This is a genomic window from Solibacillus sp. FSL H8-0538 (genome assembly GCF_038003525.1).
Classification (GTDB): domain Bacteria; phylum Bacillota; class Bacilli; order Bacillales_A; family Planococcaceae; genus JBBOPI01.
The window spans coordinates 1,575,031-1,596,290 of sequence record NZ_JBBOPI010000001.1; the positions used below are offsets into that span (position 1 = coordinate 1,575,031).

The following is a 21,260-nucleotide window of genomic DNA, read 5'->3' on the forward strand; positions in this document are numbered from 1 at the left end:
AAGGCGCACGGCAAGGTCCTCCTTTAGGTGGCGGACCTCCTGGCATGGGTGGTAGCATGCCTATGGGGAAAGCAAAAGATTTTGGTAAAACCGTCAAGCAGCTTTTAGCGTACTGTAAAACCTACTTGCCAATCATTATTTTGGGGTTAGTGCTTGCATTTACCGGTGCGATCTTTAACGTCATTGGTCCAGATAAATTAAGTGACATTACAAATCTCATAGTAGATGGCCTTGCAACATCAGTGGATATCGATGCTGTACAGAAAATTGGTTACATTTTAGCTATCCTCTACGGTTTAGGGCTAATTTTCAGCTATGGTCAAGGTTTTATTATGGCCACTGTCACGCAGCGTATTACGAAAAAAATGCGAACAGAAATTTCTGGAAAAATTAATCGCATGCCATTAAAGTACTTTGATAAAACAAGTCATGGTAATGTGTTAAGTCGCGTAACAAATGATATTGATACAATTGGTCAAACATTAAATAACAGTTTAGGTACTTTAGTGACTGCTATTGCAACATTCTTCGGTGCAATTGTCATGATGTTTTATACAAACTGGATTATGGCCATTTCTGCGATTTTATCTACTCTAATTGGTTTCTTACTAATGGCGACTATAATGAAAAACTCGCAAAAATATTTTATGGCACAGCAAAAGGAATTAGGTCAACTTAATGGTCATATCGAAGAAACGTACACTGGTCATAACGTAGTAAAAGCGTACAACGGTGAAAAGGAAGCAAAAGCAGAGTTCCATGATATTAATAATCGACTGTATGATAATGCTTGGAAAGCACAATTTATGTCCGGTTTAATGATGCCAATTATGTTTTTTGTCGGTAATTTTGGCTATGTCATAGTGTGTGTAGTCGGTGCTTTATTAGCAACAAATGACATCGTTTCAATTGGTACGATCGTCGCCTTTATGATTTATATTCGTTTATTTACGCAACCACTTGCTCAATTAGCACAAGCAGCGGCTAGCTTACAATCTACAGCAGCAGCTAGCGAGCGTGTTTTTGAATTTTTAGCAGAAGAGGAATTGGAAGATGAAAGTCACAAAACGATTGAGCTGGAAAATGTAAAAGGCGATGTCGAGTTCAAAAATGTCCGTTTTGGTTACACAGAAGACCAAATGATTATAAAAAACTTCTCTGCAACTGCAAAAGCGGGTCAAAAAATTGCCATTGTAGGTCCTACAGGTGCGGGTAAAACCACGCTTGTGAATTTATTAATGCGCTTCTATGAAATAAATAGCGGTGAAATTTTGATCGATGGTACCCCAATTAGTCAATTAACACGTGAAAACGTTCATAAATTATTTTGTATGGTTTTGCAAGATACATGGTTATTTGAAGGGACGATTCGGGAAAATATCGTGTATTCTAAACAACATGTTCCAGACGAAGAGGTCGATAGAGTGTGTCAAGCAGTCGGGTTGAATACCTTTATTAAAACATTACCTAAAGGTTATGACACGTTGTTAAATGACAAAGTGAATTTATCTGCGGGGCAAAAGCAATTAATTACTATTGCCCGTGCAATGATCGAAAATGCACCACTTCTTATTCTAGATGAGGCGACAAGCTCGGTCGATACCCGTACAGAGTTACTCATTCAAAAAGCGATGGACCAATTGACAGTTGGTAAAACATCATTCGTAATTGCGCACCGCCTCTCTACAATTAAAAATGCAGACTTAATTTTAGTCATGAAAGATGGCGACATTATCGAAACAGGAAATCACGAACACTTACTAGCGAAAGATGGCTTTTATGCTGCCCTCTATAATAGCCAATTCGAAAACGCTTCATAATTCAATCAACAATAAGCTGCCTAAAACGAGAGAAGCGTTCTTGTTGAGGGCAGTTTTTTAATTGTTAAGGAAATTTTAAAATACCCTAACTATACAAAGATGGCCTTGGAAATTGAGTATTTTATTTCCGATTTTTACGAACACTATTACGAAAAAGAAAATGAGGGATAATATGGAGATAAAACCACACTATTTTTGGGCCGTACGATTACCGGATTCCATTAAACAATATATTCAAGATGAAATGACAAATGTTAAACAAATTTTTAAGTTCAAACGTTGGGTACATATGGATGATTATCATATTACCCTTGTTTTTCTCGGGTCTGTGGATCAACAAAAGACCCAATCTGTTATCGATTTAGTAGGTGATGCCATTAAGGATGAAAAAGCTTTTGAATTGCAGATTGAAGGACTTAATGTTTTTGGGAATAATATATCACCGAGAATTTTCTGGGGGGCAGTAAATCACGAAACTAAATTACATCAACTTCAAGCAGTTGTCCATAAAAAATGTCAAGAAGCTGGATTCACATTGGAAAATCGACCATATCATCCGCATATTACATTGGCACGAAATTGGACAGGAAATGAAGAATTCGATAGGGGGTTATTACAAAAACATAATCCTTTTTACGAAGAGGCTTTATCTTTTCAAGCAAATGAAATTGTATTATATAAATCAAATCTTGAAAAAACACCTAAATATGAACCAGTTGCAACCTTTTCATTATTAGATGAATAGAAATAAATCTTTAACAGTTTGTTTGTTGCTTTCATTCAAGTCCTATTTTGCAATAAGTTCGAGTTTAGACGTGGAAGGAGAATGGAAATTGATTTATTTTATGATAAACAACTGTTGGATGAAAAGGTGGCAGCCCCGGGGAATTGAGTGTTCTTTGTTATAAATATTTTCTGTAAATGGATGTATTAGTTTATTGGAAGGTTTGTTGTGTGGATGATTACTATTTTTTCTGAGCAGGGGGTGGGAGAAGATAGTAACATCTTTGCAATTTATTTTTACATTGTTCAAATCAGGCCGTGTATTTAATAATGATAAACAAGAAATTAGTTCAGACGTAAATAATACGCCTAAAGACATTCCAAGTGTCTTTGATTTTATAGTTCAGTTCGGAGTGGAAAAAAGAGTGGAACTTTTACTTTTGAAGATAAAGTAACTAAGGAATTAATAGCCGATGGAAATGCACCAACGAATATTACATTTACAATAGAAGAAATGACTAGGATTTATGGGAAAATGAAGAATACAAAATAACTCACGAGTAACGAAATTACCGAGCAATATTAAATGGTACTGAGAGAGGTCGGAGGTTATTTACTTCTTTTACACGATTTATTAGTGCGTTACTAGATGTATCCATGCATGATCTTAATAGTCGAAATTTTTATCCAACTAAATAGCTGGAATTTGGGGGTATTTCTAATTTTAAAAAAACGTTTTGTTACTAGAAATGAATGGACAAGAATATTAGAACGACAATGTAATCAGGCGTATATATCTGATGCAGAGTATAAAGGAAATATCACTTTACTAAAGTGTAAAAGAACCGTTATGGAAAACCTATCTAAACAAATCGATTTGTATTGTTGATAACGGGTATTCTTGGCTACAACAACTTCCGGAGAATGAACATTTTGCGATTACTACAATGTTCAACGAGAAAAATGAGATTGTACAATGGAATATTGATATTACAACTCACAATGGTGTTGAAGATGGTGTGCCTTATATGGAAGACCTTTTTTTAGATTTAATTGTCTTACCCTCAGGAGAAATTATAAAAAAAGATTTAGATGAAATTGAAGAAGCTCTAAATGAAGGGTGGATTACAAATGACCAATACAATTTGGCTTTTTTAACATTTAATTGTATCTATGAGGATTTGTTAAATGGTACATTCAAATATTTAAAATTAAGTACCGTACATAGAAATAGGTTAGTTTAATAAAGTGGGGAAATACGAAAGGTTGGATTGCAATACTGAATGAGGCGATTACTCCAAATTTGAAGGGGGTAAAGAGTTTTCCCATATCGGTGCTGCTTTTGTAGGTGTTTTTCTTCACTTGTTATGTATTTTGCTTATCGATATAATTAAACATTCAAGAAGCTCTCGATATTGCGAGCCATGTTGAGAAAGTGATGATAGATGATAACGAGGTATACGATGCTCACGTCTATGGTTTACTTTAAATTAATTATCGAAAAGAGGTTATTATAATGGACAACAATAAATTTATGCAAATGTCAATTGAGTTAGCTTATGAAAATACACAAAAAAGTAAGGGCAAGCCATTCGGTGCTATCATTACCAAGAATGGAGAGGTTGTTGCGAAGGGCGTAAACGATGTGCTAAAAACACATGACCCTACCGCTCACGCTGAACTTCAAGCAATCCGTGAAGCTAGCCATATCCTTGAAACTTCCGACCTTTCTGACTGTGAACTTTATGCAAGTGGCGAGCCTTGCCCGATGTGTTTAACCGCAATATACTTAGCAAACATTAAAAACGTTTATTATGCCTATACTGCTGAGGAAGAGGAAGAAGCGGGATTAGGAACAAAATACTTTTATCAACAAGTCGCACTCCCATTAAATGAACGAGATACTAAATTAATCAATTTACAAAAAAATTATCAAGATCATAACCCTTTTTCTCTGTGGATTGAGTTGAACAAGGCTAAACATTAAGATTTAGGCTAAGTACAATAACATTGTTGTTTTTCGGAATTAACCGTTAGTAGGAAAAACATACTACAACCCTGCCTTGCTCAACGCGCGAAGACTGACCGTAGGAGGCCACATCTCGAATCCTACGACAAAGGAGCGCATTTCCTATCAGCGGTGAATTAATGAAATTATTGAACTTGGTAAGCTTGCGGCCGAAGCTGGGATTGTAGAGTACAGCTTGGGGGAGAGACATCAACGCTATATAATCGCACAAATGGAATTCGACAGTGTTCCAATCGAATCGTTACGAAAAAATATTGAATTAATCGCAACAGACATCTTACCGGCAATTAAGAAGTATACGAAAGAGGCGTAGGGAAGGCAGACTTGATATTGTGGACTTCTCGATTTATATTACATTTATTACAATTTTTATAAGTGTTTTGTATGAAAAATCGGTATTTTATAAATTGTTGTTAATTTAATTGTAATGTGTTTGTAATATATAAAGGGAAATATTATGTAAACATAATAAAATTTAGTTGGAATGCATGTAATATGTATTATTTTTATTAAAAAATATTAATTTAGTATAATGTCTTCTGTTTTTGTAATTGTAATACGCTGCACATGAAATTGTCATATAAAAAAGGAAATTGATGGTTAGGTTAACTTCAAGTAACAAAAGCGGTATAAAAAGCTGCAAATAAAACTTGGAGGGTACCAATATATGATGATAAAAAAAATTTTAACTATAATTAGCGTATTAATGATTAGCTCAGTATTATTTGTGTCTACAACATTTGCTGCGACACATACGATTAAACCGGGTGAAACACTAGACACTCTGGCCGTACGATATCTTACAACTGTAGAAAAATTAATGGATCTAAATGGACTTCTATCAAACAGGGTTGAAATAAAACAAGTCATCAAGCTACCAGCACACATTCAAAATAAACCATCAGTCGAAGCTAAAAAGCCTATAGTTGACGAGCCCGAAGCGGAGGAAGAAAAAACATTTCAAGTGACAGCAACTGCGTATACAGCATATTGCAATGGCTGCTCAGGCATTACGAAAACTGGCATTAATTTACGTAAAAATCCAACAATGAAAGTTATTGCAGTTGATCCGAAAGTCATACCACTCGGCACGAAAGTATGGGTTGAAGGCTATGGTACTGCCATAGCAGGGGATACTGGCGGCGCCATTAAAGGCAATAAAATCGATATTTTCGTTGCGGATAAAACAGCCGCATATAATTGGGGTAGACGTGTTGTGACGGTGAAAATTTTAAGTTAATTTTACAGAAAAATAAATTGTGCTGAATTGCATAAGTGATAAACGGGCTGTGTCAAACGTGTTGGAAGCACGTTTGACACAGCCCGTCTATATTTCAAGAGATTTTTAATGTTACAACCGCATTTGTTTTCTCATTTGCTTCATTTCGTACATTAATTGATCAATTTTTCGCTCCAAGCGTGCTAATTCATCGGAAGAAGACTGAACTTGTTGTGCCTCTTCTTCAATGGCCAGCGCCTCAGCGATGGTAGAAATACCATAGGCAATTGTATTAATTGCTGATGCAATCACTGACAACTTTGCTGCTTGAGATACTGACCCCGCATTTGTTGGATTTTGCTTGGAATCATTTTGCATCCCCTAACCCCTCCCTCTATCAATAAGCAGATTGCTTTAGCATATGCGGGATGACCTAGTGCAATGTGGGGGACGGTAAACTTTGCTACATACAAAAGTAAAGTTGGCATTTGCCGAACGTGGTTTAAGGCAATCAAAGACGTTTAAAAGTTTTGCTGGAACAATGAATGAAAATCCAAAGCTATTTAAAACCACCTAATAGCTGTCCATTTCATCCAAGTATTCCCGGTAAATGGTGCTATAATAGTGAAAAAGTATTCGAAGGTAGGTTTTTAGTATGTATATTGAACTGGGCTTGGATGCTGCACTTCGGGAACAATATGACGAGGCAGTTCAGAACTTTCGATTAGCCCGTGAAGCGAAAGAACCATTTGATGTGGAAGCACATTATGTATTTGCTAAATCTTTAAATAAAATTGCTAGCACTGAAATGGCACTTATTCAAGAAGCTTTTGCTGAAAGTACATCTGCGTATAAAAAAGATACAACACATAAGTTAAATACATCTCTTTACATGTGGCTTACCTATAAGTGCTATGTAAAAAATGAAGCCACTTCGCGTGACATGCGGATGCGTGCGGCTCAGTTTATTGTTGATCACTCGGTGCAAGAAGAATATTCTGCCTATGAAGTGACGGTTATGAAAATAGTAGAATATTTAGAGGGTTTGCCAAATCCAAATGATGCACTTGTCTTGCAATGGATCGACTACCTTAACCCACATAAAATCAGCAAGAAACAGTTTAGCTATATGCGTGAAGGCAAGCGTGTAGAAAATGCGTCTGCTTTTGAAAAGTGGTATGTGACGAAGAGTAAGAAATTATTTGCGTTACAGCAGTATGAGGCATGTATTGCAGTCATTGATGAGCTTGAGCAGAAAATGCATCGAGGATTTACAACATATCATTATAATCAGGATGCTTGGTGTCAGCGTCGAAAGGCCAAGGCGCTCGAACAGCTTGGACGTATTGATGAGGCGGAAAAGGTGCTATGGGCATTGCTGAAAAAGTTCCAGCATTCCTCAATTTACTATGATGTCATGTGTGTGCAAATGCAGCGCGGGCAGTCCGTTCAGGCATTAGCTAGTGCTGCGGAAGGGTTGTTAACAAAGGACGGTAAATACGAGCATAAGGTGAAGATTATTAAAGATTGTGCCCGGTTATTATATGAAGCGGGGATGGTACAGGACAGCTATGCGCATTATGTGCTACTTCAGAAAGTTCGTGCACGCAATGATTGGCGAGCGGATCCAGAGGTGGAGGAGCAAATTCTTCGATTAGCGGCACAAGATGCTGGCTGTCGTCCTTATACAAATAAAGAGCTACAACAGCTATGGGCAGATTGGCAAATGATGCAGTATGAAGAGGTAGATGGCATTGTAAAGACCATTTTGCCAAATGGACAGGCTGGTTTCATTTCGGATAAAGCAGGCTCGGATTATTATTTTAATATTAAAAATAGCAAATGTAGCATGGCCGAGCTACCTATTGAGCAACATGTACGCTTCCGTAAAAAGCCATCATTTGATCGTGCGAAAAATCGTGATTCAATGGAGGCAATTGCAATTATACCCGTTTAAGTAGGAGGAATTAGGCATGCAACTTACCGCTAGTCAACAACATGCAATACAACAGTTTCAGTGTTTTTTACAAGGAGACGCTGAGTGTTTCATACTAAAAGGCTATGCCGGAACAGGTAAAACATTTTTATTAAAACGCTTTACTGAAATGCTAGCGCAGTGGCAAATTGATTTTCAACTTGTGGCACCAACTGGACGTGCGACAAAAATTTTAAAGGAGCGCACACAGGTGGATGCGCGTACGGTACATAGCTTAATTTATGAAATGGATATGGACCAGTCTACGATTAAAGCGGTGGAAGAGCAGGACGTCGAGCAAAATAAGTATGAGCTTGTGTTTAATTTAAAAACGAATGGCTCCAGGATCAATACAGTGTATATTGTCGATGAAAGCTCAATGGTCAGTGATAAGCATTCGGAGCATGAAACGTTGAAGTTTGGTTCGGGTCAGCTGTTGACCGATTTTCTGAGCTATGTAAATATACGGACAACACGTCGGAAAATCGTTTTTGTTGGTGACCATGCCCAACTTCCACCCGTAAATAGTAATGAGTCCGTGTGTTTTAATAAAGACTATTTAGAAGAAAGTTTTGGGCTCAATGTTATGGTGGCTGAGCTAACAGATGTGTTCCGTCAAGGGGCAGATAGTAGCGTACTTCGTGCAGCAACAGCACTGCGCAAACAACTAGATGAGGAAAGCTATAATTATTTCCCGGTGCAGGTAGATGCACAAGATTTGATTGAATATAGTGTAGACGAAGCGGTGCACCATTACACGCGTAATTATACATGGCAAAAGTCTATCTTTATTACGGAAACGAATCAACGTGCATTTGAACATACAAAGCATATTCGTGAGCAATTAGGCTTTCGTGAGTTATCAATAGGTGAACGCTTACTCGTAATAAAAAATACGGTCATTAACGGAGAACGCCTGTTTAACGGAGATTTTGTGAGGGTTGATCAGGTGGCAGCAGAGCCAGAAATACGGAAGATTCCAATGCGTACAAAGCAAGGTGCTGAAGTTGTCGAGCTTAAGTACCGAGATGTCACGATTTCCTACCGTACAGAAGACGGACAAGTACGTAAGCAAGTGCCGTGTAAAATTTTTGAGAATCATTTATGGAGCTCCTCTATTGATATTTCTTATGAAGAACGACGCGCAATGATTATTGATTTCCAAATGCGCTATCCACACACTCGCCAAGGGACAGATGGCTTTAAAAATTTAATTAGCAATGATCTGTATTTTAATGCGCTCCATGTGCGGTTTGGCTATGTTATTACGTGTCATAAAGCACAGGGCGGAGAATGGAATGATGTATTTGTTGATTTAAAATATTCCCAAAGTATAACGAATAGACAGTTTTTTCGCTGGAGTTATACAGCCATTACACGTGCAAGGGAGCGAATTTATTTTGTGAATTTACCGAAGCAGGTGAAAGTCGAGGATGATCGCTTTGCTATTATTCGAGATATGATAGGTCCACTGTTGGCACATGTAAATGCCCAAATCATCGAAGAGCAGGAAAGTGCGTATCAAAACCTTTACTACATTCGCCACGGCATCGAGCAATGTAAAATTATCGTTCATTATAATAAGAAAGAAAAAATAACGAAAGTACGTTTTGTGAAAGGAAATTCTGCAAGTGAAGCAGTTGTTACGCCGATTTTCCAAAACTTATGTGGTCGTAGCTTATATGATGCAGAGCCGTTGCTTGTGTAATAGTAATATTGGAAACACTGAAAAAGACGAGGACCATGAGTAATATGGTCCTCGTTTTTGTTCTACATCGATCAAGTCTTCCAATTCATCTAAATTAAAATGGATAATGTCCACATGAACTTTATTTTGGAAAAGTCGTATTTCCAAGAGCGGCCACATAAGTAAGGGCATCAACACGCCCTATTTTGGCAAGTTATGTCTTTCTAACGCATATTTGCGATTGTTTAGTGCTTCCTCTAGTAAAATAATCATGCCAATATTAACGCTGTCGTTTTAACTGTTTGATTTCATAGGACAGCGCATCAATTTGCTTTTGCATCTTTTTTAAATCAGTTGGCGCCGGTTGTTGTTCTTGTTGTTGGGACTCTTCTTGTAATGCAAGCGCAGCCGCAATCACAGCGAGCCCGTCACCAATCGTTGTGACTGCCGCTGCTAATAATGCAAGTTCAGAAGCGGATAAGAATTGTGTAGACTCTTTATTATAATTATTCATGAAAGCACCTCCAAAACGCTTTTTATTAGCGTATGCGGGAAGAAGGCATGGGGTGTGGAAACGGTTGCTCTGACAAATTTTATTGTTTTTAGAAAGAGATTAGAATGTGACTCGTTACATAGTGTAATTGGCTTGTATTGAAAAAAGAAGAGGAGAGCACAGGATTGTGCTCTCCAGGGGTTACTAACGACGATGTTCCACTAGGTCAATTGCCCCTAAAACTATGTGTGCTAAACCGAATCCAAAAATTGTGTTGGCGATCATTTTATTAGATCCGCGTTTTTGTTTCAAAGCATACCCAGTAGCAGTAACAGCCGAACCTAAAACAGTTGGGATTAATCCTTCACGAACGTTCATTCATAACCCTCCATTTTCGAAGTTAGTAGGTGCAATCACACCAATCTTACTATGACCAATTGAAGCGAAATGTATGCACTTTAACATTTCAGTACTATTAAGTAAACGCACTTAATTGTTTAAATTCATTTGAAGTAATTATTTTCTGTTCATAATAGATCACGCGATTTTTAGCTGAATTATCATTAGGAATACGAAAAGTAATGCGAATTAATGTATATGGTGGATTTAGAGGACCTTCATAACCAACAACTTCTAATGTGACATCATAGTAGTCATTTTGTCCGTTTCTAACAATTTTTCCAATTCTCCCAGAAGTGAATAATTGCCTGTTTCCGTATGAAAACATCGCTTCAAGAATAGATGGCCTCAACTCCCGTAAAAAGGCTAACTCTACTACACTTGGAAGTTCGTTTTGAGGGATATATTCAGTGTTTGAATTTGCGAGGAATGAATTGATGACAACTATACTCATTAAAAATATCAAAATAATTATTACTATATTCATCGTATCAATTTCCCTTCTGCTGTTAATTTAGTTATTCGCAGAGAAAAGAATATTATGTATACGGGTTAGAACTAAATTTATAGCACATTAGGTGAAGAGAATTTTCATTAAAGCCCGAAAAGGACAAAAAGAGTTGGATCGTCATTTTAGGGAAATCAATTATTAAGGGAAGTTATAGGGGAAAATAGTCCTCGTAAACGTGGAATAACAGCGCGCCTTCACTGATAAAGAAGTGGTCAGAAAAGTTGGCTTGAAAAAAACGAACATTTCCAATGGGAAGGCATTTGTAATGTAATTAGAAAGACACAACTCGCCCAAAAGAGGGCGAGTTGATGTCTTTACTTATCCAGTGTTCGGGGTTCAGATCATACTCTATTTTTCATTGCTTATAGAGAAATCTAATGAATCCAACCTAAATCTTTCGCCTTCAACACAGCTTCTGCACGTGATTCTACATTGAGTCGAACGAAAATTTTCGACAAATAATTTTCAATGGTACGTTGGGTAACAGAAAATTCAAGTGCAATTGCTTTATTCGTACAACCTCGTGCTACGAGCTGTAAAATCTCTTGCTCTTTTTCACTTATAGCAAGTTCAGTAGAGGACATTGGACACTGGTGTTTTCGATAGATGAAATCCAAAAAATCAGCTGGTAGCAGTAATTCACCTCTTAATGTGGCACTAATTGTTTGAATCACTTGTTCTTTCGTAGCCGTTTTCGATAACAGCCCATCAACTTTTCGTTCAATTAATAAGTCATAATAATCGGCTAGGTCGTAGCCTGTATATAAGATAGTGAGTGCCTCAGGATGCAGGTGTTTAATTTTTTGTGCTAACTCGATGCCATTAATTGGCTGCATATTAATATCGAGCAAAAATAATTGGAATGTCGTGTCGTTCATTCTTTGTAACACAGCGGAAGGTTCATGTTCGATTTCAATATGCCATTGATCAATATGTTGAAGTAATGCCTTTGTGCCGTTTAATACAACGGGATGGTCATCTACAATTAATAGATTCATCCGTTTCACCGCTTTCTTCGATTATTGTAATCGTCATTTTTAAACCATTGGCTTCTTTCGTATCAATGGTCATCTTGCCATTAAATGCTCGTACTCGTTCAAACATTCCCTTGAGGCCCATCGAATCTGTTGTAGTTAGTTCATTCATTTCAAAGCCAATCCCGTTATCTTCATAATGTATTTCAAAACCATGTGGAATCGATAACAGTTGTAATGACACAACGGATGCTTCTGAATGTTTGAGCGCATTGTTCAGCAGTTCTTGAACAAGACGGTAAATCATTAACGGATAGGCAGGATCTGTTACCGTTAGTTCCTCGATGGTTTCATGTAGCATGAAATTTGAACGCATTTTCACCTTTTGCATTAATTTTTTGAGTGCTGCCTGTAAGCCGAGTGTATCGAGTAAGGGGGGATTCAGATTTTCACAATACTCTCGTAATTGGTACGAAATATCGAGTAATTGATCACGAATCGGTTCGATCTTTGAAACAGTTGCTTCATTCATTTGGACATCTAGCTCGCGTGCAAGATACAGTTGCTCTTGTAAAACCGTATCATGTAATTCTTGTGCAAGAATGACCTTCTCTTTCTCAACAAATTGCCACACTAATTTATCCAACCAAGGAATCGATTCAGTATGAGATGCTTGGAGGTCCTTCATTTCTTTGACTAGCTCTTCAATTCGTTTAAAGTTATGTAAAAAAGCATCGCAGTACACCGTAATAAGTTCTAACCAAATAATTTCTTCTTCCTTTAGCTGAATCGACCGTGTGGGAGAACCGATAGATAAAATAAATTGTTTGCTAGGATTACTATGTAGCAACAAGGAATAATGCGATGATTTTTTTTTAACTTCAGCCAGTTTCATCGGTTTCTGGTCTATAGGCAGAATATTGATGGAAACTGTATCGAATGCTAGTTTTTGTTTCACTTCTTGTTGCAGTAGATCCAGCATTTGATCCTGACAAACGGCTTGTCCGATTCTTTGAACAACCGAATACACACCATGAATCGAATCTCCATGTGTCGTAAATAATATTTTGCGCTGACGAAAATCTATTTTTTCCTTGATATAAAGCAAAATGAAAATGGCAACAGCACTTAACAGAAACAGTACTATCGCTTTTTCTACTGTAAATTCATCACGCCAAACGAATGAAATAATTACTGACAAAACAAATGCCGTTAATAGGGAGAGAAGTCCATAATAACGAATGCGACTAAGATGATAGTGTAAACCGAATAGCCGCTCTGTTAGCTGTGTGAAAATAAAACTAAACGGAATGAACAGTAAAAATAACGAGCTAATATCAGAGGATAGGATCGGCTTTTGAAATAGTATTTCTGGTAGCACAAATAGCAACACAAACGGTAAAAATGGCACAACAACGCATATCAATAAAATTTTTAGTTGCAACACTCTTGAACGAAAATAGCCCTGGAGTAATACCCCTAGCACAATGAACAGTAACACAGTAAACAAAGAAAGTGTCAGCCAAGAAAGCGCAGAATCGAGCGCAGGCGAGTATAGACCGATTATACCAACGATTAACATCAATATGGGCAGTGCATACAGTATGTTCATATTGCGCGTAAAGGACCATTTTAACTGCTGATAAGTGAAATAATTTTTTAAAAAATGAATGAGAATTACGAGACAAAGAATCATAGTACTTTGAATAATAATTCCTGCGAATGCATTGCCTCGACTTGATGCCCCTGCGCTAATATAAGCAATAGACATGACAAGTAAAAATAAAATTAACAGATTCAGTAGTGCATTATTGTTTTTGAAACAATACAGATAAATTGCTGTCCATAATGTAATCAAAAAATATATGCTTGGCACAATCTCATGCATATAAAATTGATGCGGGAGATCGGCGTGGCGCACTTGAATGTCCCGAATTTTTCCGTTTTCTTGTGCAATTGTAATTGTGTTAGCTGAATAGACGGCAGATTTGTTCGTAATATGGTCCAGAGTTTCAATTGGCTCACCGTTAATTTGTAGAATTTGATCTCCAAAAGCAATTCTCTGCGTTGCTCCCCAGTCTGTAAAATACGTTGATTCGACTAACCACTTCCCATTTTCTTCTTTCAATATAATCGGTGAAAACGGCTGTAAAAATGAAATCGCCAGGACATAAATTCCTATAACTATATACAGTAGTAACGTAATGCCAAACCAATAGATTGAGATGGCATGGTAAATGCGTTGTTTAATCAATTCGATGCAATCCTTTTCATGAAAATAGTAAATCTATACCAATTATGGACGAAATGCTGTATTTGTTAAAGGTGGTAAAAGAAATTTTCGGAAAACCACTGATTCGCTCTACTACCGAATTGGTTTTTTTCGGAAAACCACAATGGTAATTTCGGTTACCCGGGTGATAGTGTTTGATTAGGACAAGAAACAAGAGGAAAGAGGTATACATGTATGAGGAAATGTATTGTAATTATTGTCTGCGTACTGATTATTGCCTGTTCGTCGGTCTTGGTTACTTCGGAAGAGAAAAAAAGGACGTTTGCGAAGGTCGATAGTAAGGATATGACCATTTTAGCAACCAATCTGAATTACATGACGAGTGCGTTAATGTCCGTTTCACAGACACTGTTATTGTATCGGGAGGATTTGACTGAAACCGAGAAAGCGCTGTTTGAGCAAAGTCTAGCAAAGGATCAGTTACAATTAAATCAACTAGAAGCGAACTTGCAGGTAATCGCCAACATACAGGATGTTTATACGACACAATCCGTTGTACATGAAACGCAGCTACTACTTGGTGACATTATGACAGCAACAAACATCACGAAAGAAAAAATGACGGAAATAAGTAATACGTTCAATGTACAAAGCGAAAAAATGGCCGGGCTACCAAAATCCCAACAAGGGCTAAAGCAGTACATTGACATCGTAACAAGTTTAAATAAAAGTATAGAGACTTTTATGAAGCATTGAATATTACACCATACTCGCTACCAACCGATTGTATGGAGATGATTAAAGACAATTGATTATATAAATTGAACGGGTTGTTTTTCTTTGTAACCAATTTTCCTAAGATGAAGGCCAATGTTGAATTTTGTAGTAATTCTTATATTAATGATAGTCAGTTACATACTTGCAAAACAATTTAAGTTTCAAAAGCCTATTGCATATTCGCTTGTTATGGGAATTACTTACTGTTCGATTGTGTGGGTAAAGAGCGAGAGGATAATAAATTCCAAGAGCTTTTTGGCTGTAAAGTGGAGGCGAAATTGATCGTAAAAAATAAGTTTATTGCAATAGCTATAGCTGGATATAGATTGTTGTTATCGTGACCAATTGTTGTGACCGCGACTGCTAGTAAAAATAAAAACAGAAAGAGGACTTCACTGTTGAAGTCCTCTTTGTATTTATTAATTATAAATGCGTAAAATTTACATATTGAGGTGTAGTAAAAGACATGCCATCACAGCATGACCTTATTTCTTTTCTTATCTTTCACAAGCTATTCCGTCTTTGTCGCGATCTTTTCCTGCATTTAATTTATAGACAGCTGCTGATACAGTTGGTTTTAATTTTGTTTTACCGCCTTTATTTTTCACTTGCCCATCTTTAGCTACTCCACCAGAGTAAACTTTATTTAATTCTTTGCAGTTGCTAAATTTTTGTTCAACTGCCTCTGTGTTGATTGGAGATACTACTGTGCTGCCTAATAAAACGGTTCCTAAAAGTAAAACTGCTTGTAGTTTTTTCATTTGTAACGCTCCTAAAGTTTATTGAAATTGGTATAGCAATAGATTTATTTGGAATTTTCTATTCAAGTAAATAAAAGCATCAAATTACTTTATATTCCATAAAAGTGTTGTATCATATTATGAAATTAAGCAGAAGGAAATTTGAAAGACATCAGAGAGCGAAAGGCACTCATTTCTAAAGTTCAATTTTTATACTTCTAACAAAAACACTGCTATAATAGTGTAATCCAATATTTTTACATATATATAGAAAGAGGTTATGAAAATGACAAATGCTTACGACGAATATAGGCATTCGTATTTTTCGGAAACCTTGACATAACAATGATTAGAAGGGGAGAAGTGGGGTCTTTTTTGTGAAAAAGTCACAAAAAGATAACATTTATTCAAATTTTTTTTAGAATTTTAATATATAGATAACTAGAAGAATAATACCTGAAGACGCACTAGAATCAAAAAAGATTCTCGTGCTTTTTTGATATTAAAAAAATGGAAAAGGATTAAATGTGAAATATTTGTATTTAATTAAATTTTTTTTACCTATTTTTAACATATATGTATTACAATTAATTGAAGAAAAAGAAGAGAGGGATCGAATGAGAAAACTAATAACAAATGTATTTTAGATTTTTCAAATTTTATACTTATTTCTCATACTTTTTTTATAACTTACCGATATGTGCCTAAAATACTGAAGACATTGTGTCAATATTGACTTGAGAATGATTTCTGATGGACAACTGTATGAGAAAGGAACTGTTGCGTCCAGTCCAGAAACAAGTTATGTCCCAGCGACAACGACTTCATCAAATAGCGCCTTAATCTAGGTGGAGCAATCAGAGTACGGGGGGATAAGCTGGCAAACTTTGATCCAGGAACACCATTAACACTTGAGGATGATGGTGTTTATTTAATTTGGTGGAGAGCTGCTGAAAAAATCTAGTTTCAGTTTTAAAGATTAATAATAGGTTATAGAATGCAGAAATTTATTTAAAAATGAAGAAAAAAAGGAGGTTTGAAATGAATTTAGTAAAGAAAGTAGGGTCATTATCTCTAGTTTTGTTGTTAGTAATAGGGACTTTAACTATAAAACCAACTGCTATCGTATATGCTGCGTCTCCAACGGCAACGATTGTAGTCGCAGATACTGCACTGAAAGTTGGAGAAACCTCATTGGTAACGATTACCTTCTCAGAAGCAGTGACGGGCTTCGACAATGTAGATCTGACAATCGCAAACGGAATACTAAGTCCCGTTAGTTCTTCGGATGGCGGTGTCACATGGACGGGAACGTTCACACCGACTGCTAGTGTCACGGATGCAACCAATGTAATTACGCTAGACAACACGGGTGTGCAGGATGGTGCAAGTAATGCAGGAACGGGTACCACAAGCTCGAACAATTATGCGATTGATACGGCCCGTCCAACGGCAACGATTGTAGTCGCAGATACTGCACTGAGAGTTGGAGAAACCTCATTGGTAACGATTACCTTCTCAGAAGCAGTGACGGGCTTCGACAATGTAGATCTGACAATCGCAAACGGAATACTAAGTCCCGTTAGTTCTTCGGATGGCGGTGTCACATGGACGGGAACGTTCACACCGACTGCTAGTGTCACGGATGCAACCAATGTCATTACGCTCGACAACACGGGTGTGCAGGATGGTGCAAGTAATGCAGGAACGGGTACCACAAGCTCGAACAATTATGCGATTGATACGGCCCGTCCAACGGCCACGATTGTAGTCGCAGATAATGCGTTGGCTGTTGGGGAAACCTCATTGGTAACGATTATCTTCTCGGAAGCGGTGTTGGGCTTCACTAATGCAGATTTATCAGTCTCAAACGGAACCCTAAGTAGTGTTAGTTCTTCGGATGGCTTCATCACATGGACGGCAACGTTAGCACCAAATGCAAATATCACTGATACAAGCAATCTCATCACGCTCGACAACACGGGTGTGGCTGATTTGAGCGGTAATACAGGAGTCGGTATTACTGACTCGAACAATTATGTGATTGATGCGCAGCGTCCAACGGCGACGATTGTAGTCGCAGATAGTACGCTGACAGCTGGAGAAACCTCACTGGTAACGATTACCTTCTCCGAAGCGGTCACGGGCTTCACCAATACAGATTTATCAGTTCCAAACGGAACCCTAAGTGCCTTTAGTTCCTCGGATGGCGGTGTCACATGGACGGCAACGTTAACACCAGATGCAAATATCACTGATGCAAGTAATGTTATTACGCTTAACAACTCTGGTGTGCAGGATGCTGCAGGTAATGCAGGAACGGGTACCACAAGCTCGAACAATTATGCGATTGATACGGCCCGTCCAACGGCCACGATTGTAGTCGCAGATAATGCGTTGGCTGTTGGGGAAACCTCATTGGTAACGATTATCTTCTCAGAGGCCGTGTCGGGCTTTACCAATGTAGATTTGACAATCGCCAATGGAACCCTAAGTGCCGTTAGTTCTCAAGATGGCGGTGTCACATGGACGGCAACGTTAACACCAACTGCAAATATCACTGATGCAAGTAATGTCATTACGCTCGACAATACGGGTGTACAGAATATTATGGGTAATACAGGACTGGGTACCACGGACTCGAACAATTATTGGATTAATACAGTGGTTCATGCGGTGGTTCGTCCAACGGCAACGATTGTAGTCGCAGACACTTTACTGACAGCTGGAGAAACCTCATTAGTAACGATAACCTTCTCTGAGGCGGTGTCGAGCTTTACCAATGCAGATTTGACAATCGCCAACGGAACACTAAGCACAGTTAGTTCTTCGGATGGCGGTGTCACATGGACGGCAACGTTCACACCAACTGCTAATATTATTGATGCAAGTAATGTCATTACGCTCTACAATACGGGTGTGCAGAATGGTGTGGGCAATACAGGACTGGGTACCACAAGCTCGAACAATTATTCGATTAATACAGTGGTTCGTCCAACGGCAACGATTTTAGTCGCAGACACTATGCTGACAGCTGGAGAAACATCACTAGTGAAGATAATCTTCTCAGAAGCAGTGATGGGTTTCGATAATGGAGATTTGACAATCGCCAACGGAACACTAAGCACAGTTAGTTCTTCCGATGGAGGTGTCACATGGACGGCAACATTCACGCCACAAGCCAATATAAGTCTAGCTACAAATCAAATCAAACTTAATAATAGCGGTGTGTATAATAGTGGAGGTATTGCAGGACAGGGTATAACTGAATCCAATAAGTTTTCTATTTTCACGGAAGTAACAACTGGTGGCAGTAATTCAATAAATATACCTGACAATGTGATTTCACCTATTCCACCTGAAAACGTAATTACTTCTATAAACGGTAAAATAACGCTACCAATTGGTACTTCAGGAGTTGTTAGTCTAGGAGAAAAAATTATTATTTCAATTCCTAAGGGTGCATCAAGCAGGAAATTAGAAATCTCAATAGAAAAATTAACAAACATAGAAGCTTTTCTTAGAAATAAAGAAGTATTAGCAACCCCAATGTTTGAAATCAAAAAAAACATTATAGAGAATTTAAATAAACCTGTAAAATTATCTGTAGAATTCGATTCGAAAAACTTAAAAAGTAATGAAACTGTAGCTCTATTTAATTATGATGAATTAAAGAAATCATGGGTTAAAGTTGATGGTGGCTTAATAATAGAGAATCAATTGACAGTAGAGATCAATCAGTTTTCAAAGTATGCGGTACTCGTTGTAGATAAAACTACTGGAATGCCGATTATAGATACTACAGTAGAAATAGATTTCAGTGATACATCTGAACATTGGGCAAAAGAAGAAATTGAGGCAATGTTCGCGCGTGACATTATTAAAGGCTATCTAGACGGTACTTTTAAACCAAATGACCCTATCAAACGGGAACATGTAGCCGTCATGTTGACACGTGCCTTAGAGCTAAATCCGATTCATACAGCGCGTACATTTAGCGATGTTTCAACAAGCAGTCCGTACTATGATGCGATTAGTAAATTACAATTAGCGGGTATTATTGATGGTACGAATGGTGCCTTTCATCCTCAAGCTAGTATGACTCGTGCTCAAATGGCAAAAGTACTAGTATTAGCACTTGGGTTCAATACTGATGGAAAAACTACCTTCCGAGACGTCCCTGAAAAACATTGGGCGTATGTTTATATTGCAGCCCTTGAAGAATATGGCATTACGTTAGGGGATAATGGGAATTTCAATCCGAATGAACCTGTGACACGCGCCCAATTCTCAGCCTTTTTATACAGAGCATTAAATTTACAAAAATAATTAAATACTAAGTGCGAATAACGCCCATCTGTTTTTAGATGGGCGTTTCTAATTTTTAGGTAATACAAAATCTCAAGAAGCTGAACGTTATGTTATTTAAATAATGTTATCAATGAATCTAGGCTTTTCTCTACCTAACCAGTAGGTACGTTATTTTTTATGTTTTATTATTACTCGTTTTCAGTGTGAGTAGTTAGTAATTCAGTAAACCTCTTATGCATCACATTCGCGGCGTTTTCACGCATACCTTCAGTTACATGCAAGTAGATTTTTGTGGTTGTAGCAGAATTTCTATGACCTACACGGTTCATAATATATTGGAGATCCACACCAGCTTCAGCAAGTAGGCTTATGTGCGTGTGACGCAATATATATGTGTAGAATCTTTTCTTAATCTCCGTTTTCTTTCCACGCTGTCGAATATATTGATTTAGTGTTTTTACAGTAGGGGGTATCCCTTCAACATCACTAAATAAAAATTCGGACTTTATCCAATCCTTATTCTTCTTGAACTCCAGTAAATACTTTATTTTCTCCACGACAATCTCATCGATATCGATAGTACGAATCGCGTTATATGTTTTTGGTGATGTTAATTCGAAATCACCTTTAATACTGTCTTTTGCATAAACCGTTTTAGTGATGTGGATTACTTTTCGTTTTAAATCAACATCTTTATGTTTAAGTGCCATTGCTTCACCGTAAGCCCGTAATCAAATAACGCATATATATGACAGGCACCTCCCGGTACGATAGATATATCAAATAAGGGAGGTGTTTTCTATGCCAACAACTAAACTAACAATTGTCCCCGTGTCGCTAGACCCTATCATTGACGAATCTTCATTTACAAATTCACCGCAATCTCCTTCTGATCCAAGCTGCGTAATTAAAACAGCTACCGCAGTAATCTCTTTCTTCAATGGCGTAGATGAGCACATCATCCAAACGATCGTGAAGGAGCTGAATAATCAATGAAGCATGATTTTACGAGCGTGCAGAACATCTACATTATTTGCGGTAAGACCGATATGCGTAAAGGTATTGACGGTCTCGCAACACTCATTCAGGATTCTTTTAAACTTGATCCATATAGTGATTCCATCTTCTTATTTTCTGGAACGAGTAAAGACCGTTATAAATGTTTGTATTTTGATGGAGATGGCTTCGCCATGCTTTATAAACGATTAGATAATGGCAAACTGCAATGGCCAAAAGATGAAAAGGAAGTACGTAACCTTTCACAAAAGGAACTTCGCTGGCTGTTAGAAGGTTTATCGCTTCAGCAGCCAAAAGCGATTGCGAAATCTGCAAAAGGTGTCTTTTAAACCCACCTATTAAGGTGGTATAA

The 21,260-nt window shown here is 37.5% G+C and carries 19 protein-coding genes and 1 pseudogene; 12 read left to right on the plus strand and 8 right to left on the minus strand.

Translation table 11 applies throughout. The features are described 5' to 3' along the window. Positions 1 to 44 precede the first annotated feature (44 nt). The 6 genes and pseudogenes from MHH87_RS07365 (at position 45) to MHH87_RS07390 (ending at position 5,812) form a co-directional block, all read left to right on the plus strand. Complete coding sequence (locus MHH87_RS07365; RefSeq protein ID WP_445683117.1) at positions 45 to 1,820, plus strand: ABC transporter ATP-binding protein; 1,776 nt, start codon at positions 45 to 47, stop codon at positions 1,818 to 1,820. A 172-nt stretch (positions 1,821 to 1,992) separates the two neighbouring features. After that, complete coding sequence (thpR, locus tag MHH87_RS07370) at positions 1,993 to 2,565, plus strand: RNA 2',3'-cyclic phosphodiesterase (RefSeq protein WP_340748670.1); 573 nt, start codon at positions 1,993 to 1,995, stop codon at positions 2,563 to 2,565. 859 nt (positions 2,566 to 3,424) lie between these two features. After that, positions 3,425 to 3,787, plus strand: coding sequence for a DUF402 domain-containing protein (locus MHH87_RS07375; RefSeq protein ID WP_340750925.1), 363 nt, complete (start codon positions 3,425 to 3,427; stop codon positions 3,785 to 3,787). A 272-nt stretch (positions 3,788 to 4,059) separates the two neighbouring features. Then, positions 4,060 to 4,530: a nucleoside deaminase gene (locus MHH87_RS07380; RefSeq protein ID WP_340748671.1), complete on the plus strand. Its 471-nt coding sequence runs from the start codon at positions 4,060 to 4,062 to the stop codon at positions 4,528 to 4,530. Between the two features lie 229 nt (positions 4,531 to 4,759). Continuing rightward, positions 4,760 to 4,885: pseudogene (locus tag MHH87_RS07385) on the plus strand (LLM class flavin-dependent oxidoreductase); the annotation flags it as partial. Between the two features lie 354 nt (positions 4,886 to 5,239). Further along, positions 5,240 to 5,812 (plus strand): 3D domain-containing protein, encoded by a 573-nt coding sequence (locus MHH87_RS07390; protein ID WP_340748673.1) that lies wholly within the window; start codon positions 5,240 to 5,242, stop codon positions 5,810 to 5,812. A 111-nt stretch (positions 5,813 to 5,923) separates the two neighbouring features. Here MHH87_RS07390 and MHH87_RS07395 read toward each other — a convergent pair whose 3' ends face one another. Then, on the minus strand, positions 5,924 to 6,169 hold the full coding sequence (locus tag MHH87_RS07395) for a hypothetical protein (RefSeq protein WP_340748674.1): 246 nt from the start codon (positions 6,167 to 6,169) through the stop codon (positions 5,924 to 5,926). Between the two features lie 277 nt (positions 6,170 to 6,446). On the opposite strand from MHH87_RS07395, the gene MHH87_RS07400 reads away from it, so the two are divergent. Together MHH87_RS07400 and MHH87_RS07405 are read left to right on the plus strand one after the other, a co-directional pair. Next, positions 6,447 to 7,748: a DUF7017 domain-containing protein gene (locus MHH87_RS07400; protein ID WP_340748675.1), complete on the plus strand. Its 1,302-nt coding sequence runs from the start codon at positions 6,447 to 6,449 to the stop codon at positions 7,746 to 7,748. 16 nt (positions 7,749 to 7,764) lie between these two features. Further along, entirely contained in the window at positions 7,765 to 9,474 is a 1,710-nt protein-coding gene (locus MHH87_RS07405) for an ATP-dependent DNA helicase (protein ID WP_340748676.1), read from the plus strand. Between the two features lie 259 nt (positions 9,475 to 9,733). Here the strand turns inward: MHH87_RS07405 and MHH87_RS07410 are convergent, their stop codons facing one another. From MHH87_RS07410 to MHH87_RS07430, 5 genes are all read right to left on the minus strand, one after another. After that, a complete protein-coding gene (locus MHH87_RS07410) occupies positions 9,734 to 9,967 on the minus strand; it encodes a hypothetical protein (protein ID WP_340748677.1) in 234 nt (77 codons plus the stop codon). A 183-nt stretch (positions 9,968 to 10,150) separates the two neighbouring features. Next, complete coding sequence (locus tag MHH87_RS07415) at positions 10,151 to 10,324, minus strand: asparagine synthase (protein WP_340748678.1); 174 nt, start codon at positions 10,322 to 10,324, stop codon at positions 10,151 to 10,153. Between the two features lie 97 nt (positions 10,325 to 10,421). Then, entirely contained in the window at positions 10,422 to 10,832 is a 411-nt protein-coding gene (locus MHH87_RS07420) for a hypothetical protein (RefSeq protein WP_340748679.1), read from the minus strand. Between the two features lie 398 nt (positions 10,833 to 11,230). After that, positions 11,231 to 11,854: a response regulator transcription factor gene (locus tag MHH87_RS07425; protein WP_340748680.1), complete on the minus strand. Its 624-nt coding sequence runs from the start codon at positions 11,852 to 11,854 to the stop codon at positions 11,231 to 11,233. Then, positions 11,832 to 14,084 carry a sensor histidine kinase gene (locus tag MHH87_RS07430; protein ID WP_340748681.1) on the minus strand — a complete coding sequence of 751 codons (2,253 nt, stop codon included), beginning with the start codon at positions 14,082 to 14,084 and terminating at the stop codon, positions 11,832 to 11,834. The genes MHH87_RS07425 and MHH87_RS07430 overlap by 23 nt, the downstream gene beginning before the upstream one ends. 213 nt (positions 14,085 to 14,297) lie before the next feature. Between MHH87_RS07430 and MHH87_RS07435 the strand changes: the two genes are divergently transcribed. Continuing rightward, complete coding sequence (locus MHH87_RS07435; protein WP_340748682.1) at positions 14,298 to 14,819, plus strand: hypothetical protein; 522 nt, start codon at positions 14,298 to 14,300, stop codon at positions 14,817 to 14,819. 518 nt (positions 14,820 to 15,337) lie between these two features. On the opposite strand, the gene MHH87_RS07440 is transcribed toward MHH87_RS07435, so the two are convergent. Further along, complete coding sequence (locus MHH87_RS07440; protein WP_340748683.1) at positions 15,338 to 15,601, minus strand: excalibur calcium-binding domain-containing protein; 264 nt, start codon at positions 15,599 to 15,601, stop codon at positions 15,338 to 15,340. Positions 15,602 to 16,621: 1,020 nt separating this feature from the next. Here MHH87_RS07440 and MHH87_RS07445 point away from each other — a divergent pair. After that, complete coding sequence (locus tag MHH87_RS07445; protein ID WP_340748684.1) at positions 16,622 to 19,909, plus strand: Ig-like domain-containing protein; 3,288 nt, start codon at positions 16,622 to 16,624, stop codon at positions 19,907 to 19,909. Between the two features lie 170 nt (positions 19,910 to 20,079). Here the strand turns inward: MHH87_RS07445 and MHH87_RS07450 are convergent, their stop codons facing one another. Continuing rightward, complete coding sequence (locus MHH87_RS07450; RefSeq protein ID WP_340748685.1) at positions 20,080 to 20,601, minus strand: site-specific integrase; 522 nt, start codon at positions 20,599 to 20,601, stop codon at positions 20,080 to 20,082. 91 nt (positions 20,602 to 20,692) lie between these two features. Between MHH87_RS07450 and MHH87_RS07455 the strand changes: the two genes are divergently transcribed. Further along, positions 20,693 to 20,887, plus strand: coding sequence for a hypothetical protein (locus tag MHH87_RS07455; protein ID WP_340748614.1), 195 nt, complete (start codon positions 20,693 to 20,695; stop codon positions 20,885 to 20,887). Then, complete coding sequence (gene tnpB, locus MHH87_RS07460; protein WP_340748613.1) at positions 20,884 to 21,237, plus strand: IS66 family insertion sequence element accessory protein TnpB; 354 nt, start codon at positions 20,884 to 20,886, stop codon at positions 21,235 to 21,237. The genes MHH87_RS07455 and tnpB overlap by 4 nt, the downstream gene beginning before the upstream one ends. The last annotated feature ends 23 nt before the right edge of the window (positions 21,238 to 21,260 follow it).